19 protein-coding genes are annotated in these 15660 nt (G+C 56.4%); 4 read left to right on the top strand and 15 right to left on the bottom strand.

The window, feature by feature from the left end:
• Positions 1-81: 81 nt before the first annotated feature.
• From mprA to V1599_RS19495, 10 genes are all read right to left on the bottom strand, one after another.
• Positions 82-612: a transcriptional repressor MprA gene (gene mprA / locus V1599_RS19540; RefSeq protein WP_112009653.1), complete on the bottom strand. Its 531-nt coding sequence runs from the start codon at positions 610-612 to the stop codon at positions 82-84.
• Between the two features lie 313 nt (positions 613-925).
• A complete protein-coding gene (locus V1599_RS19535; RefSeq protein WP_112009652.1) occupies positions 926-2110 on the bottom strand; it encodes an MFS transporter in 1185 nt (394 codons plus the stop codon).
• Positions 2111-2320: 210 nt separating this feature from the next.
• Positions 2321-3316 carry a glycine betaine/L-proline ABC transporter substrate-binding protein ProX gene (proX, locus tag V1599_RS19530; RefSeq protein ID WP_112009651.1) on the bottom strand — a complete coding sequence of 332 codons (996 nt, stop codon included), beginning with the start codon at positions 3314-3316 and terminating at the stop codon, positions 2321-2323.
• Positions 3317-3325: 9 nt separating this feature from the next.
• Positions 3326-4396, bottom strand: a complete 1071-nt coding sequence (gene proW / locus V1599_RS19525) for a glycine betaine/L-proline ABC transporter permease ProW (protein ID WP_395300688.1) — start codon at positions 4394-4396, stop codon at positions 3326-3328.
• Entirely contained in the window at positions 4380-5591 is a 1212-nt protein-coding gene (gene proV / locus V1599_RS19520; protein ID WP_112009649.1) for a glycine betaine/L-proline ABC transporter ATP-binding protein ProV, read from the bottom strand. Before proV ends, proW begins: the two co-directional genes overlap by 17 nt.
• Positions 5592-5924: 333 nt before the next feature.
• Positions 5925-6884: a class 1b ribonucleoside-diphosphate reductase subunit beta gene (gene nrdF, locus V1599_RS19515; protein WP_112009648.1), complete on the bottom strand. Its 960-nt coding sequence runs from the start codon at positions 6882-6884 to the stop codon at positions 5925-5927.
• 9 nt (positions 6885-6893) lie between these two features.
• A complete protein-coding gene (gene nrdE / locus V1599_RS19510) occupies positions 6894-9038 on the bottom strand; it encodes a class 1b ribonucleoside-diphosphate reductase subunit alpha (protein WP_395300687.1) in 2145 nt (714 codons plus the stop codon).
• Positions 9011-9421 (bottom strand): class Ib ribonucleoside-diphosphate reductase assembly flavoprotein NrdI, encoded by a 411-nt coding sequence (gene nrdI, locus V1599_RS19505; protein ID WP_112009646.1) that lies wholly within the window; start codon positions 9419-9421, stop codon positions 9011-9013. The genes nrdE and nrdI overlap by 28 nt, the downstream gene beginning before the upstream one ends.
• Positions 9418-9657, bottom strand: a complete 240-nt coding sequence (nrdH, locus tag V1599_RS19500; RefSeq protein WP_112009645.1) for a glutaredoxin-like protein NrdH — start codon at positions 9655-9657, stop codon at positions 9418-9420. The genes nrdI and nrdH overlap by 4 nt, the downstream gene beginning before the upstream one ends.
• A 247-nt stretch (positions 9658-9904) precedes the next feature.
• Positions 9905-10231 carry a DUF883 domain-containing protein gene (locus tag V1599_RS19495; protein WP_395300686.1) on the bottom strand — a complete coding sequence of 109 codons (327 nt, stop codon included), beginning with the start codon at positions 10229-10231 and terminating at the stop codon, positions 9905-9907.
• Between the two features lie 160 nt (positions 10232-10391).
• Here V1599_RS19495 and V1599_RS19490 point away from each other — a divergent pair, with 160 nt between their 5' ends.
• Positions 10392-10736, top strand: a complete 345-nt coding sequence (locus V1599_RS19490) for a DUF2002 family protein (RefSeq protein WP_112009643.1) — start codon at positions 10392-10394, stop codon at positions 10734-10736.
• 32 nt (positions 10737-10768) lie between these two features.
• Here the strand turns inward: V1599_RS19490 and alaE are convergent, their stop codons facing one another.
• A complete protein-coding gene (alaE, locus tag V1599_RS19485) occupies positions 10769-11218 on the bottom strand; it encodes an L-alanine exporter AlaE (RefSeq protein ID WP_395300685.1) in 450 nt (149 codons plus the stop codon).
• A gap of 619 nt (positions 11219-11837) precedes the next feature.
• Between alaE and stpA the strand changes: the two genes are divergently transcribed.
• Positions 11838-12242, top strand: a complete 405-nt coding sequence (stpA, locus tag V1599_RS19480; RefSeq protein WP_112009641.1) for a DNA-binding protein StpA — start codon at positions 11838-11840, stop codon at positions 12240-12242.
• 39 nt (positions 12243-12281) lie between these two features.
• Here stpA and V1599_RS19475 read toward each other — a convergent pair whose 3' ends face one another.
• The 3 genes from V1599_RS19475 to V1599_RS19465 form a co-directional block, all read right to left on the bottom strand.
• Positions 12282-12461 carry a hypothetical protein gene (locus V1599_RS19475; RefSeq protein WP_395300684.1) on the bottom strand — a complete coding sequence of 60 codons (180 nt, stop codon included), beginning with the start codon at positions 12459-12461 and terminating at the stop codon, positions 12282-12284.
• 78 nt (positions 12462-12539) lie between these two features.
• Complete coding sequence (locus tag V1599_RS19470) at positions 12540-13061, bottom strand: rhodanese family protein (protein WP_395300683.1); 522 nt, start codon at positions 13059-13061, stop codon at positions 12540-12542.
• Positions 13062-13070: 9 nt separating this feature from the next.
• Positions 13071-13370, bottom strand: a complete 300-nt coding sequence (locus tag V1599_RS19465) for a helix-turn-helix transcriptional regulator (RefSeq protein WP_112009638.1) — start codon at positions 13368-13370, stop codon at positions 13071-13073.
• A gap of 180 nt (positions 13371-13550) precedes the next feature.
• Between V1599_RS19465 and V1599_RS19460 the strand changes: the two genes are divergently transcribed.
• Positions 13551-13709 (top strand): YqaE/Pmp3 family membrane protein, encoded by a 159-nt coding sequence (locus tag V1599_RS19460; RefSeq protein WP_014884952.1) that lies wholly within the window; start codon positions 13551-13553, stop codon positions 13707-13709.
• Here the strand turns inward: V1599_RS19460 and V1599_RS19455 are convergent.
• Positions 13706-14635, bottom strand: coding sequence for a LysR substrate-binding domain-containing protein (locus V1599_RS19455; RefSeq protein ID WP_112009637.1), 930 nt, complete (start codon positions 14633-14635; stop codon positions 13706-13708). The genes V1599_RS19460 and V1599_RS19455 overlap by 4 nt on opposite strands.
• A 322-nt stretch (positions 14636-14957) precedes the next feature.
• Between V1599_RS19455 and V1599_RS19450 the strand changes: the two genes are divergently transcribed.
• Positions 14958-15563 (top strand): ankyrin repeat domain-containing protein, encoded by a 606-nt coding sequence (locus V1599_RS19450; RefSeq protein WP_395300682.1) that lies wholly within the window; start codon positions 14958-14960, stop codon positions 15561-15563.
• The last annotated feature ends 97 nt before the right edge of the window (positions 15564-15660 follow it).

Below are 15660 nucleotides of genomic sequence, written 5' to 3'. Positions count from 1 at the left end.
CTGCTGTCAGAAAGGCCAGCAGTGTGACGTGCTGGCCTGTCGGTATTCTTATAAATCTGGAATGTTGAGCGTGTCGTCGCGTTAGCGCAGCGCCTCAAGAACGGCGCCATCTTCATCCATCTGGTCCAGACGGGTGAGCAGCTTGCGGGTGATGTGCTCAAGCTGGTCGCGCTCGGCGGTGCTCAGGGCGGACCACAGTTTGTGCAGGCAGTTGTGCTGAGGTGGCAGCACCTCACGCAGGAATTCGTGACCCTTATCGGTCAGCTGCAGATGCAGACAGCGGCGATCGTTATCGCTTTCACGGCGTTCAATCCAGCCGCGCTTTTCCAGCTCATCGGCAATGCGGGTAGCGTTGGTGCGTGATGAACCCAGCGCGCAGCTCAGTTCAGACGGCTGAATGCTATGGTTTTCCTGAGACTCCAGCGTAATCAACGCCATAAATAACGTCTCGTTAATCCCTTGAGCTTTCAGCATCTTATTACGGTTTTCCAGCAGCTTACCCTGCATGTGCATGCACAGGCGGGTCAGCAGGATTTCCTGATACGGGAAGTCCTCGTGACGACTGGCGCGGAATTTAAGCATTTGTTCAATGGGCGTAAACGAACTATCCATTTGGGCATAACCTCATTAATTACAGCCGATATAGTAACGATAGTGACAAATAATGTAAATGAATTATTTGTGCGGTTATATCCGCCAAAGGAATGCCACTATCGGAAAGTGCCGGGTAAATCCGTGACCCGGTGAGCACAGAAAGCGTGGGTGATGAACCCGAAGACGAGAGGATGTGAGGATGGGGGTCTGAACTATTCATGCCGTTAGCTAATATGTCACCCACATTAAAATTTCTGGGATAAATGATTGCGCTCACCTTAACAGATGCAGGCCTCCTTTACACCCCGGGAGGCCTAAAGCATTGTAAAACTTAGTGAGCGGCTTCCTGGCGATGATATCCGCGCCACCAGACCAGCAGGTTGAGCGCCGCCACGATGGCGCCAATCGCGCAGACGCCCGTCCAGCCCGCATGCTGCCACGCCGAGGCTGAAATTAACGACCCCGCCGCGCCGCCGATAAAGTAGCTGGTCATATACCCGGCCGTGAGGCGGTTTCGCGCCTCGGGCTTCACCCGATAGATAACGGTTTGGTTAGTGATATGGACGCCCTGTACGGTGAGGTCGAGCACCAAAATCCCGACGATCAGCGCCAGCACCGAAACGTGCCCGTACCAGATTGCCGCCCATGAGAGCAGCAGCAGAACGAGCCCAGCGGTGGTGGTGAGGTGTGATTTGCCCTTATCGGCGAGCCCGCCAGCGGGACGCGCGCCCAGCGCACCGGCGGCACCGGCAAGGCCGAACAGGCCAATAACCGCTTCGGAATAGTTAAACGGCGGCGCGGCAAGCAAAAACGCCATCGACGTCCAGAGGATGCTGAAGTTCGCGAAGGTTAAACAGCCGAGTAGTGCGCGAGTTCGCAGCAGCTTATCCTGCGTGAAGAGGCTGAAAACGGAGGCGAGAAGCTGCGGGTAGTTCAGGTTGTTTTCCTGCTTCACCTTCGGCAGCCCGCGCCACAGCGCCAGCGCCATGACGGCCATCAGCGCGCTCGCAACCCAGTAGACCGTTCGCCAGCCGCCGAGGCTTGCCAGCAGGCCCGCCACGGTTCGCGCCAGCAGGATCCCCAGCAGCAGGCCGCTCATGATCGTCCCGACGACCTTGCCGCGTTTATCCGGCGAGGCAAGCGTGGCCGCCAGCGGCACCAGGATCTGCGCCACGACGGAGAACAGCCCCGTCAGCGCGGTGCCCACAATCATCATCGTCAGCGACTGGCTGCTGGCGGTGATCAGCATCCCGCCGGCGGCCAGCAGCGTCATGGTGACAATCAGCATCCGGCGCTCAAACATATCGCCCAGCGGGACGAGGAACAGCAGCCCGGCGGCATAGCCGAGCTGGGCGGCGGTAACAATAAAGCCTGCGGAACTGGCGGAAAGATCAAACGCGCGGGCGATGGTATCCAGCAGAGGCTGGGCGTAATAATTGCTGGCGACGGCCAGACCCGTTGCCACGGACATCAAAATAATGAGAGCCGGGCTAAGCCCGTGAGGTGTTTTCGTCATTAGGTTCAGGAATCGTGAGTTAAGTGATTAATTTTCCGGAAACCATAATAGCGAATGATTGTGAATGTTGGGGGATTGTTACGTGCTGGATTGTGCGGTTTAGGTTGGGTGCTGTGTGATCCCCTCACCCCGGCCCTCTCCCCAAAGGGGAGAGGGTGGTCAACGTCCCCTCTCCCCTTTGGGGAGAGGGTTAGGGTGAGGGGCAGTATTTTACTTCTGGGCGTCAAGCGCCTCTTTCACCCAGCCGTCGAACTGCTGCTGGTGGGCCTTGATCCAGCCGTCAACGTGGCCTTTCACGTCCGCCTCGGAGGATTTGCCCGCGTGCATCATCGCGTTCTGGGCGTTGATGTCCGCCAGCGGCAGCTTCATCACCGAGAACAGCTTCGCGGCCGCCGGGTTTTTCTCTGCCCAGGCCTTGTTGGCCACAATGTGCATGGTATTCACCGGGAAGCCGTAGTTCATGCCGTTCGGCAGCTTGGTGTCGATGTCTTTCTGCTCGCCCGGCAGGGAGGAGAACGGCACCTGCAGCCATACCACGTCTTTGCCAGGCTTCAGCACGTCGCTCACCCAGTACGGCGTCCAGGTGTAGTAGATAACCGGCTTGCCTTCCTTAAAGCGGGCGATGGTGTCGGCCATCATCGCCGAGTAGTTGCCGTGGCTCACGTCGACGGTCTTCGCCAGATCGAACGCTTTGTTCTGGTGGTTAATCACCGCCTCGCAGCCCCAGCCCGGCGAGCAGCCCATCATGTCGGCCTTGCCGTCGCCGTTGGTGTCGAACAGCTTCGCAATCTTCGGATCTTTCAGCTGTTCAATATTGGTGATGTGATACTTGTCGGCGGTTTTCTTGTCGATCAGGTATCCCTGCGCCGCGCCGGTCACGAAGGTCCCTTCGCGGTAGAACTTCTTGTCGCCGCCCGCGGCGGCATACATATCGTCGTGCAGCGGCTGCCAGTTAACGGCGGTAAAGGTAGCATCGCCGGAGGCAATCGAGGTGTAGCCCACGTTGTAATCCACTTCGCTGGCGGTGTTGACCGTATAGCCCAGCTTTTCCAGCGCGCGGCTCACGATCTGGGTCTGGAAGGACTCTTCCGAAATGGTGCTCTGCACCGGCTGCACGGTAATGCCTTTGCCCGGCAGGTCGGCCGCAAACGCGCTGGAAGAGACAAGGGTGGCAAACGCTGTGGCAAAAAGTACGCTATGTCGCATCGTTGTTCCTTATTTTGATTTCGTGAAAGGGCGGGTGAGTAACCCGACGGGGCCGGTGGTATACCAGCGACGGTTGCCGCGACTGCGTGAATCACGACCGACGGCCTGCGTGAGGCGGTCAAGAATAATGGCGAGGATCACGATGCCGACGCCGCCGACGGTTGCCAGCCCCATATCGAGGCGGCCAATGCCGCGCAGCACCATCTGGCCCAGGCCGCCCACGGCGATCATAGAGGCGATAACCACCATCGACAGCGCCAGCATCAGCGTCTGGTTAACGCCCGCCATAATGGTTGGCATGGCCAGCGGGAGCTGAACCTTAAACAGCATCTGGCGCGGGCTGGCGCCGAACGAGCGTGACGCCTCAATGAGATCGGCTGGCACCTGATTAATGCCCAGAATGGTCAGGCGAATAATCGGCGGCAGGGCGAAGATAATGGTCACTACCACGCCCGGCACGTTGCCGATCCCGAACAGCATGACGATCGGCACCAGATACACGAACGCCGGGGTGGTCTGCATCGCATCCAGCAGCGGTCGAATGATCTTCGCCGCCCGCGGGCTGCGGGCCAGCCAGATCCCCATCGGCAGGCCGATAACGATACAGAAGAGCAGGGCGGTCAGCACCAGCGCCAGGGTGATCATCGCCTGCGACCACGCGCCGATCGCGCCGATGGCAATCAGCGAGACCAGCGTGGCAACGCCCATTCCGGCGCTGCCGAACTGCCAGGCGATCAGGGAGAACAGGATAATCGCCACCGGCGCGGGCATGCCCAGCAACATCTGCTGGAAGCCGTTCAGGATGTAATCCACCGGCACGCGGATCCCCTGGAACACCGGGCGGAAGTGCGTCACCACCCAGTCGATCCCTTCGGTGACCCAGCGGTCGAGCGGGATCAGCGTTTTGTGGAATGGATCCATAATATTGAAGTGTTCAGGCGCCGGTGCAGGCGCGCTGTTGAGCCAGTCCGCCGTGCCGCCGTCGGCTGGCGCAGGCGTGGATGAGCCCCACGCGTCGGCGGATTGTGCCGCGCTGTCCGCAGCGTCAGCAGTGCCCCACGGGTTAGTTTGATCGGTCATTGTTTGCCCCCTCGCGATCTAAAGCCTGCAGCAGCATCCGTTTTGAGATGATGCCGACGTACTGTTGTTCTTCACCCACCACCGGCACGGCGCACGGCGCCTGGCCGACGTGTGAGAGCAGTTCGCTGAGCGGCGTTTCGGCGTCCACGGCAAGCGGGGCGTCGATAACCGCCGCATCAATACCCTGATTTTCGCCAAGCGCGGTTTTCAGAGAATCGATGGAGACAATGCCAACAAATTTATTACCGCGTTCGATCAGATAACCGTATTCACGGTCCTCATCCTGCAGCAGCTTGAGCGCAGAGCGCGGGCCAAATCCCGGCGTTTTACGAATAAGACCGTTTGGTGAACGACGGGCGATATCTTTGGCGCTAAACACCTGGCTAATATCCACGCCGCGGAAGAAGGTGCGGACATAATCATTGGCCGGATTATTGAGAATTTCATCCGGCGTGCCGACCTGCACCACTTCGCCGTTTTGCATAATGGCAATACGATCGCCAATACGCATCGCTTCGTCCAGATCGTGGGAAATAAAGACAATGGTGCGCTGATGTTTCGCCTGTAATTTTACCAGCTCATCCTGCATCTCGGTGCGAATTAACGGATCGAGCGCCGAGAAGGCTTCATCCATTAATAAAATATCGGGATTAATGGCGAGGGCGCGGGCTAATCCCACGCGCTGACGCATGCCGCCAGAAAGTTCATCCGGATAGCCGTGAGCATAATTCTCCAGCCCAACCTGACGCAGCGCGTCCAGCGCTTTTTCCTGACGCTCAGCGGCGGAAACGCCCGCTAATTCCATTCCAAATGCGGTATTATCTAATACCGTCATGTGCGGCATTAACGCGAATGACTGGAACACCATCGCAATCTTTTTTCTGCGCACCTCGCGAAGCTCGGCGTCAGATATTTTGGCAATATCCACGCCGTCAATCAGCACCTGTCCGCGGGTGGGTTCAATCAGGCGATTGAGAAGGCGAACCATAGTGGATTTACCCGAGCCGGATAACCCCATGATGACAAAAATCTCGCCTTCTTCAATGGCCAGACTGGCGTCTTTAACGCCAAGCGATAGCCCGGTTTTTTCCAGAATTTGCTCTTTCGAAAGTCCTTTTTCGATGTATTTGAATGCGCGCTGCGGGTGCTCGCCAAATACCTTATAAAGATTCTTCACTTCTAATTTAATTGCCATGCAATAGAGAGTGTCCTGTTATTTGATTATGTCGATATGATTACCATGGTAAATAGTTAACTGGCATAACCCTAACATACTGAGAATCTGAGACAACCCTACGTGTGCTGGTGGCATGAATTTTGCCGCAAGCGAAACGGCTGAATTTCCCATGAGTAAAGGGCTGAGCGCGGTTTGAATTTTTCTGAATTTTTTGCTGCTGCATCGGGAGATTTCGCCTGAATCGGTATGAATCAGGCGAATATGACGCGGAAATTACAGTGTAGTTGTATTGTAAATATTAAGTGGGAAATAATGAGATTTATATTTAATTAATGAACGTTAATCGGTTCATTAAAAATCCCAATCTTCATCTTCCGTCTCTACCGCTTTGCCCATCACGTACGACGAACCCGACCCGGAGAAGAAATCGTGGTTTTCGTCGGCATTAGGCGAAAGCGCCGCCAGAATGGCCGGGTTCACCTCCGCCATTTCCGGCGGGAACAGCGCCTCGTAGCCGAGGTTCATCAGCGCCTTGTTGGCGTTGTAGCAAAGGAACGCCTTAACGTCTTCCGCCCAGCCCGTTCCGGCATAGAGCTCGTCGGTATAGCTCAGCTCGTTATCGTACAAGTCCATCAGCAAATCGAGCGCGAAGCCTTTCAGCTCCTCGCGCTTCTCAGCGCTCACTTTCTCCAGCCCTTTCTGATACTTATAGCCAATGTAATAGCCGTGAACCGCTTCATCACGAATAATCAGGCGAATCAAATCCGCGGTGTTGGTGAGCTTGCCGCGGCTCGACCAGTACATCGGCAGCCAGAAGCCGGAATAGAAGAGGAAGGATTCCAGAAACACGCTGGCAATTTTCTTTTTCAACGGCTCGTCGGCGCGATAGTACGCCAGCACCAGCTCTGCCTTTCGCTGCAGCGACGCGCTCTCTTCGCTCCACGCGTAGGCCGCGTCCACGTCTTTGGTCTGGCACAGCGTCGAGAAAATCGAGCTGTAGGATCGGGCGTGCACCGCTTCCATAAAGCTGATGTTCGACATCACCGCCTCTTCGTGCGGCGTCAGCGCGTCGCACATCAGCGCGGGCGCGCCGACGGTATTCTGAATGGTGTCCAGCAGCGTCAGGCCGGTAAACACGCGGATCGTCAGCTGCTGTTCGGCGTGGCTCAGCGTTTGCCAGGCCGGAATATCGTTAGAGAGCGGCACCTTTTCCGGCAGCCAGAAGTTGCTGGTGAGGCGGTTCCACACTTCCAGGTCTTTATCATCCTGGATCTTGTTCCAGTTAACGGCGCTCACGCGTGACAGTTTCATCCCTTCTCCTTACAGCGCGCAGGACACGCAGCCTTCAATTTCGGTGCCTTCCAGCGCAAGCTGGCGCAGGCGAATGTAGTACAGCGTCTTGATGCCTTTCTTCCAGGCGTAGATCTGCGCCCTGTTGATATCGCGCGTGGTGGCGGTATCCGGGAAGAAGAGCGTTAAGGACAGCCCCTGATCCACGTGCTTCGTCGCCTCGGCGTAGGTATCGATGATCTTCTCCGGGCCGATCTCGTACGCGTCCTGGTACAGCGCCAGGTTTTCGTTGGTCATAAACGGGGCGGGATAGTAAACGCGCCCGGTTTTGCCTTCCTTACGGATCTCGATTTTCGACACGATCGGGTGAATGCTCGACGTGGCGTGGTTGATGTAGGAAATCGATCCGGTTGGCGGCACCGCCTGCAGGTTCTGGTTATAGATGCCGTATTGCATGACGTCGGCGCGAAGCTGCTGCCACATCGCGCGCGTCGGCAAAACGATCCCGGCGCGGGCAAACAGCGCCCGCACCTTCGCGGTTTTCGGCTGCCAGTCGCCTTCAAGATACTGGCTGAAATATTCGCCGCTGGCGTAGCGCGACTGCTCAAACCCCGCAAAACGCTGGCCGCGCTCGCGGGCCAGCATCATCGAGGCGTGCAGCGCGTGCCAGGTGACGGTGTAGAAATAGAGGTTGGTGAAATCCAGCCCTTCCGGGCTGCCGTAGGCGATGCCTTCCCGTGCCAGATAGCCGTGCAGGTTCATCTGCCCCAGCCCAATGGCGTGCGACGCGGCGTTGCCCGCCGCGATGGACGGCACGCTGCGGATGTGGCTCATGTCCGACACCGCCGTCAGCCCGCGGATCGCCGTCTCGACCGTGCGGCCAAAGTCGGGGGAATCCATGGTGTGGGCGATATTCAGCGACCCGAGGTTGCAGGAGATATCTTTCCCCACGTCCGCGTAGTCCAGGTTCTCGTCATAGGTGGAGGCGCTGTTGACCTGCAGGATCTCCGAGCACAGGTTGCTCATGTTGATGCGCCCGGCAATCGGATTGGCGCGGTTCACCGTGTCCTCATACATGATGTACGGATAGCCGGACTCAAACTGAATTTCGGCCAGCGTCTGGAAGAAGTCGCGGGCGTTGATGTACGTCTTGCGGATGCGGTCGTCGGCAACCAGCTCGTCGTACAGCTCGCTGATGGCTAGGTCGCCGAACGCTTTGCCGTAGATGCGCTCCACGTCATACGGCGAGAATAGCGCCATGTCGGCATTTTCTTTGGCGAGCGCAAAGGTGATGTCCGGGATGACGACGCCGAGCGACAGGGTCTTAATGCGGATTTTTTCGTCGGCGTTTTCGCGCTTGGTATCGAGAAAGCGCAGGATGTCCGGGTGGTGCGCGTGCAGATACACCGCGCCCGCGCCCTGGCGCGCGCCGAGCTGGTTGGCGTACGAGAACGCATCTTCCAGCATTTTCATCACCGGGATCACCCCGGAAGACTGGTTTTCTATGCGCTTGATTGGCGCACCCGCTTCGCGCAGGTTGGAGAGCAGTAACGCCACGCCGCCGCCGCGTTTCGAAAGCTGTAGCGCCGAATTTACCGCGCGGCCAATCGACTCCATGTTGTCTTCGATGCGCAGCAGGAAGCAGGAGACCAGCTCGCCGCGCTGGGCCTTGCCGCAGTTGAGGAACGTTGGCGTGGCGGGCTGGAAGCGGCCGGAGAGGATCTCGTCGGTCAGCCGCCCGGCCAGCGCTTCATCACCCTGGGCGAGCGTCAGCGCGACCATTACGGTGCGATCCTCAAAGCTTTCAAGATAGCGTTTGCCGTCGAAGGTCTTCAGGGTGTAGCTGGTGTAATACTTCCACGCGCCGAGAAACGTCTGGAAGCGAAAGCCGCTGGCGTGGGCGCGCTCGAACAGCTTCACCACGAAGGCGCGGTCATAGCGGGCCAGCGCGCGCTCTTCGTAATAGCCTTCTTTGACCAGATAGTCGAGGCGCTCCTGCTGGCTGCCAAACGTCACGCTGTTCGGACGGACGTGGGCGGCAAAAAAGGCGTCCACCGCCTCGTGGTCTTTGCCGAACTGGATGCGCCCCTCGCGATCGTAGAGGTTAAGCATCGCGTTCAGCGCGTGGTAATCCGGCGTCCCCTGGATTACGCGTTCTGCGGTTGTCGTTGCCAAAATTCGTTCACTCCTTTACGCACGTTTTCAACGTCCTGCGGTGTCCCCATCAGTTCAAACCGATAGAGATACGGCACGCCGCATTTTTGAGAGATGAGATCGCCGGCGCGGCAAAACGCGTCGCCGAAGTTGCGATTGCCCGCTGCGATCACGCCGCGAATGCGCTGCCGGTTGTGCGGATCGTTCAGAAAACGAATCACCTGGCGGGGCACCGCGCCGGCCGTGCCGCCGCCACCGTAGCTGGGCACCACCAGGATGTAGGGTTCGTCCACCTGAATGCGCTCCCGCTCGTTGAGCGGAATGCGGATCGCGGGCAGCCCGACGCGCTCAATAAAGCGAAGCGTGTTTTCCGAACTGCTGGAGAAGTAGACCAGCGTGCTCATGCACGGGCGGCCTGAGCGCTAAGGCGGTTGATCATATCCGGGCGAAAGCCGGACCAGCTGGTTTCACCGGCAACAACCACCGGAAGCTGGCGGAAGCCCTGCGCGCGCAGCGCGTCGGCGGCGTCCGGGACCAGGTCGATATTCACCATCTCAAAGGCAACGCCGCGGCTTTCCATGGCGCGCTTGGTAGCGTGGCACTGAACACAATCGTTACGAGTGTAAATAATAATGCTCATGATTCGTATTTCCATTTAGAATGAGAAAGCGGCGCGAAGCTTCGCGTCGGGTTGTGTGTCTCTTGCTAAGAAAGATACTAGATGTAGTTGTGAAAGATTTCAACCATACAAGATATGGGAAATTTAGATTGATGATGTCCCGATGATGAGCACGACGGGGCAGGGGCGGCTGATGGCGATTTTCAGCTATTGGACAAAGAAAAGCCCCGTAACCTAAGGCTAACGGGGCCGATATGAAGCCACTAACTTATTTTCGCAGGCTGAGCAGGGCACCCACGAAGATCCCTACCGCGGCAACGGTGCTCAGCGCGTACATCGGTTTTTCACGCACGAAGGTATTTGCGCAGCTCATGGCATCGCAGGCGGCCTGAGAGGCGCGCGAACGGCCGTTCATTCTGGCGCGCGTTTCGCGCAGCAAAGACTGAGCCTTACGTTTCGCGGCATCCGCTTCGTCCTTGGCGTCACTTCCCCAGGATTTCAACACCTCTTCCAGCGTGTCGGCTAATTGGCTGACATCATTACGAATATCCTGAGCGTCGTCGTTAATATCGTTTCGGTTCGGTCTGTTAAACATACGATCCTCCTTAATTTGGCGTTCCCATTAAGTCTAGCTCACGAATCAAATGTCTGAAGCGAGTCACGACGTAAAAGACAGTTTATGGAATATTCTGAAAGCACTGCTAATGCTGATTACTGTAAGGTTGCCGGGCAGGAAAAGATAACGAGGAATATATATGTATTTACGACCGGATGAGGTGGCGCGCGTTCTTGAAAAAGCGGGATTCACCATGGACGAAGTGACATCAAAAGCCTATGGATATCGCCGCGGCGAGAATTATGTTTATGTCAACCGTGAAGCGAGAATGGGGCGCACGGCTCTCATTATTCACCCGACGCTGAAAGACAGAAGTTTGTCATTTGCTGAGCCTGCCTCGGAAATTAAAACCTGCGATCATTACCAGCAATTTCCGCTCTATTTAGGCGGTGAAACGCATGAGCATTATGGTATTCCGCACGGTTTTAGCTCCCGAATGGCGCTGGAGCGCTTCCTGACAGGAGTGTTCGGCGAGGTGCAGTAAGTTTTCGACTGGCCTAAGCCAGTCGTCTTCCTTCACGCTTTAGCCTGGCCATAGTGGCTGACTTTAAACAGGCGACGGCAGTAGTCCAGGAAATAGCCATATACCGCGCCCATCAGCATCGACACCACGACATTTGAGCTTACGGCTGCGGCAATCTGGTGCCAGTCCGCGCCCACTACCAGCAGAATCGCAACGTATACCGGTGACTGGAACGTCACGTAGGCCAGCACGTCTGCCAGGTTTTTCACCCAGCCCGTTGGGCTTACGCGGCGCGCGCAGCGCATGATCGCATCGCGGTACATACCGTATGGCCATGCAATAAGAATGTTAACCGGGATCGCGACAAGACGAGAAGAAAGCGACTGCTCAAAGGTCATTCCTGAGAGGAAAATTTCGATCATCATGTTGACGACGGAACAATAGACAACCATCGCGAACGTATCCGCTACCGCATGGCGCAGGCGAGACTGCGGTGAAAACATGGCTGAACTCCTTGAGCGCACTATAAAAGACGTTCCTACCCGCAGCGAGTAGTGCTTTAGGTTGGCTAATTTGATGCGCATAGAGTATATCTCTGCCTGTAAACTAACAATTAGTGATAAATTTTTATTTAATGGCGTTTTGTCAACAAAATTCTCTAAAGTTGCCTGTTTCTCGCCCGCTTCGTTATTTTCTCTCTCTCTTCGATTTTTTGCATTTTAAATCATGTGGTTAGTGTTTTGTGTGTGTAAGTGTCTGCGCTGCGCGCCGCCTGAGAGGTAAGCGGAGGGCTGTATGGCAGATTAGCGTAATATTTATCCATTTTTCCGTGCTGTCGTAGCGTAAAATTCTGCCTGTAGCGTCATTTATTCATCCAATAAAAATGAATTTTTATGCAAAATATGGCTGCGCCGGAGAATGTCCATGCGTAGCCGCCGTTGATCCTGGATATTATCGTGGTGATTAATTTGCAAAAGAGTTATTAAGTAATATAGATAATTAGTTTAAGATAAATATCTACAATAATAACGAAAGGCGATCGCGGGTGGATATTGCGAACGAAATGAATTATTCTATTAACTGATTTTCGGCTTACATACAACGAAAAGGTTTTCAATTAATATGTCTTTGACGTTACAGAATCTTAATAATATCCGCACACTTCGTGCGCTGGCCCGTGAATTATCCCTGGACGTTCTCGAGGACGTGCTGGAGAAATTCAACACCGTTGTTGAAGAAAAACGTAACGAGCAGTCAGAGCTTGAAAAGCAGCGTGCCGAGCAGCAGGAAAAAATTAATGCTCTGCTGGAGCTGATGAAAGCCGACGGCATTTCCCCGTCTGATTTGCTGGGTTCTGAACTGGTAAGCGGGGGCAATCAGGCGAAAAAACGTAAAACCCGTGAAGCGAAATATCGCTTTACTGACGCAAACGGTGAAGAGAAAACGTGGACAGGCCAGGGCCGCACGCCGAAGCCAATTGCGATTGCGCTGGAAAACGGTAAGTCGCTGGATGATTTCCTGATTTAACGACATTGCCGGGCGGAACGCGCCGCCCGGCTAGTTATCTCAGCAAACGCCAAAATCACCGGCTTCGGTGTAGGGTGTCACCTCCGCCGCGTTGAGCGTGAACTTTTCGCCCTGCTCATTGCTCGCCTGTACCACCACGATCTCTTCACCGTTCACTTCAAGAATTTTCAGTTTTGGACCGCCCTGGCGCGGTTGCACATAATCGCCGACAGAAAACATAGTACCTCCTCTTCATTGGTGTGTTTTCACCTTAGCCCACGCGCGCTGGGGCGTACAATCTATTTCAGCGATTACGCCTTACGAGGGGCGTCGGTTCCACGGCATCACCTTCAGCAGCCGCGCCATGCCGCAAAAGCCGGTCACCCCGGCAAACAGCAGGCCCGCGCCGACAAACCCGCTGAGCAGGAAAAAGCCCGAGGACACGCTGTAGCCCAGCGCTACGCCACACAAAATCAGCGCGCCTGCGGCAATTTGCACCTGGCGCATCAGCGGAAGCGGCTGGGATTTATCTTCAACGGTCGGCAGCCCGGCCTGCTTCCAGCCCTGAATGCCGCCCTCAAGAAGCCAGCCGTGTGCCAGGGGAGCAGCCTGCGCGAGCCGCCCGGCGTTGTTCGACGTGCGCATGCCGGACTGGCAGTGAAAAATCACCGTATCGCCGGGCTTAACGTGCAGCCCGGCGGGCAGGGCGTCGAGCGGAACAGAGCGCGCCCCGGCGATGCGCTCGCGGGCGTACTCGTCCGGATCGCGGATATCGATTAGCGTCGCGCCTTCAGCGAGCAGCGCGCTGGCCTGCTGGGGCGAAAGTAGAGGTAAAGACATAGCGGCTCCTTACGGGCAGTAAAGGGTTTTCAGGGTGCTAATGAGCTGGTTGACGGCATCATTTTTGATGGCATAGAGGATGCGCTGGGCGTCTCGCGTGCTGTCGATCAGGCCCTCGTCGCGCATACGCGCCAGATGCTGCGAGGTGGCGGATGCGCTAAGGCCCGTGGCGCGCGCCAGTTCGCCCGCGCTGGTGCCCGGCGCGCCGCAGAGCATGCAGAGGATCAGCAGCCGGTTTGGGTTGCTCATCGCCTTAAGTAACGCGGCGGCCTGCGCGGCGCTGGCCTGGAGCTGTTCGAGTTCGTTCATGTTAATTTAGCCTTTGCTTAATTAAGATAATGCTAAACTAAAGGCGGGCGTTCTGCCAGCCCGTTAAACGTAAAAGAGGGTAAAAAGCGCGTTTAGCCGTGGCGCTTGCCGCTAATCTGGCTACGCTTAAAGAGCAATACTTTTCATGACTTTCAACTGGTTAGCTTGTAGGGAGACATCATGGGTTTTTGGCGTATCGTCTTTACCATTATTTTGCCGCCGCTGGGCGTGCTGCTTGGCAAAGGCTTCGGCTGGGCGTTTATTCTGAACATTCTTTTGACGCTGCTGGGCTATATTCCCGGCCTCATCCACGCCTTCTGGGTACAAACCAAAAGCTAGGCGCGCCAGAGCAAGTCGCTGTAAATTCCGGTTAACACGCCCTGCGGAGCAAACTGCTGTTTGATCCAGCGCGTGACCTGGCCGGTAGCCGCATGCTGCGTAGCGAGCAGCATGCGGGAATCCTGGCGCGGGTTGTTAATCCGCCGCGCGATCAGCAGGCCGTCTTCCACCGCGTCCCTCACCATGTATTCCGGTAGAAACCCAATCCCGTCGCCCAGAATCTGACACTGGCACTTGGTGTTAAAGTCCGGCACCAGGATCGCCTCCTGGCCGTGCAGCAGCCAGCCGACCTTCTTGTTGATGGTGTGCGCGGTATCTTCGACCATGATGTTCGGATACAGGCGCAGCTGGCTTTCGGCAATCGGCTCCGGCACAAACGCCAGCGGATGCGTCGGCGCGATGGCAAATACCCAGCGGATCGCGCCGATTTCGGTGTAATCAATCCCGCCGCCGTCCAGCAGCGTGTCCGGCGCGCCGATCGCGATATTGGCCTGGTTGTTGATGATCGAATCCCAGACGCCGTTATACACCTCGGTCGTGACGGTAATCTGGCAGGTGGGGAACTGCTTTTTCAATACCTGCAACAGCCTGGCGGTGTGGCGCGGCGTGTACAGCAGCTGGTTAATGCAGATGCGCACCCGCGTCTCAATTCCCTGAGAGATGGTATCGATCCCGCGCTTGATGGCGTGAAAGTCGTTCAGCAGGTCGGTGGCCTTGCGGTAAAAATAAAACCCGGACTCGGTCAGCTCGATGCTGCGGGTATTACGCACGAACAGCACCACGTCCAGCCCGGTCTCCATGCGCTTGATGGTGTAGCTAATCGCGGATGTGGTCACGCCAAGCTCCGCCGCCGCTTTGCTGAAGCTGCCAAACCGCGCCGCGGTGGTGAAGGCCAGCAGGTTCTCTTCGGTAAAGATGGAATTCATATCACGGCTCCATGCAACCATCAGTTTTGAACATATTTTAACAGCACGGCAACACTGCGTTTGATGCCGATCACAGTTCTGCCAATTTCTCGCGAGCCGCGTGCGGCAAGGCCTCATGAGCCATAAGCATAATGCAGCTTTGCGCGGCTAAAAAGCGGTGCGTCATAAGAAAAAGGTTGCACGGCCGCACGTTTTAGCCAGATTGTTAAATCTAACTCAACAATGAATTGGCTGTCGATGAATGCTTTTTAAGCGGATTCTTTTCTGCCGGGGCTGTTGCTATTCTCGGCTCATCAGAAATGAATACATCGGGAGTCTGAATATGTCTGCAACTGAACTCGTTACTGAATTTCTGCTGGCGGCAGAGCAGGGAAATATCGACGCGCTCAATGCCTGCATCGAGAAGGGCGTGGATATTAACGCCACCAATCGCCAGAAGCGCACCGCCATTATTATTGCCAGCCTGAACAAGCACTACGCCTGCGTTGAGCGGTTAATTTCCGCCGGGGCGGATATCGATATGCAGGATCAGACCTGCTTTAACCCCTTCCTGATTAGCTGCCTGACGAACGACGTAACCCTGCTGCGCATCGTACTACCGGCGAATCCCGATCTCGATCGCCTGACGCGATTCGGCGGCGTGGGCATTACCCCCGCGAGCGAAAAAGGCCACGTTGAGATCGTGCGCGAGCTGCTGGAAAAAACCGACATTAACGTCAACCACACCAACTTCGTCGGCTGGACGCCGCTGCTGGAGGCCATCGTGCTAAACGACGGCGGCGCCAAACAGCAGGAAATTGTGAAGCTGTTGCTGGATCACGGCGCGAATCCGCACATGACCGATAAATACGGCAAAACCCCGCTCGAGCTGGCGCGGGAAAAAGGCTTCACGGCGATCGCCGAGCTGCTGCTGGCGGCAGGCGCATAATCTTTTCGGCCAGCGATAGCCGGCTGGCCGCTTTTCACTACACGCATTTTACCAACGTGCATTTTGCACGCTGGCGGCCCCCTTTTATCCGCGATCA

Origin of the sequence: Enterobacter sp. ECC-175 (genome assembly GCF_043968675.1) — a bacterium.
In the GTDB taxonomy this organism is placed as follows: domain Bacteria; phylum Pseudomonadota; class Gammaproteobacteria; order Enterobacterales; family Enterobacteriaceae; genus Enterobacter.
Note: the sequence above shows the minus strand (reverse complement) of the source record. Positions and strands in the feature narration are given on the sequence as shown.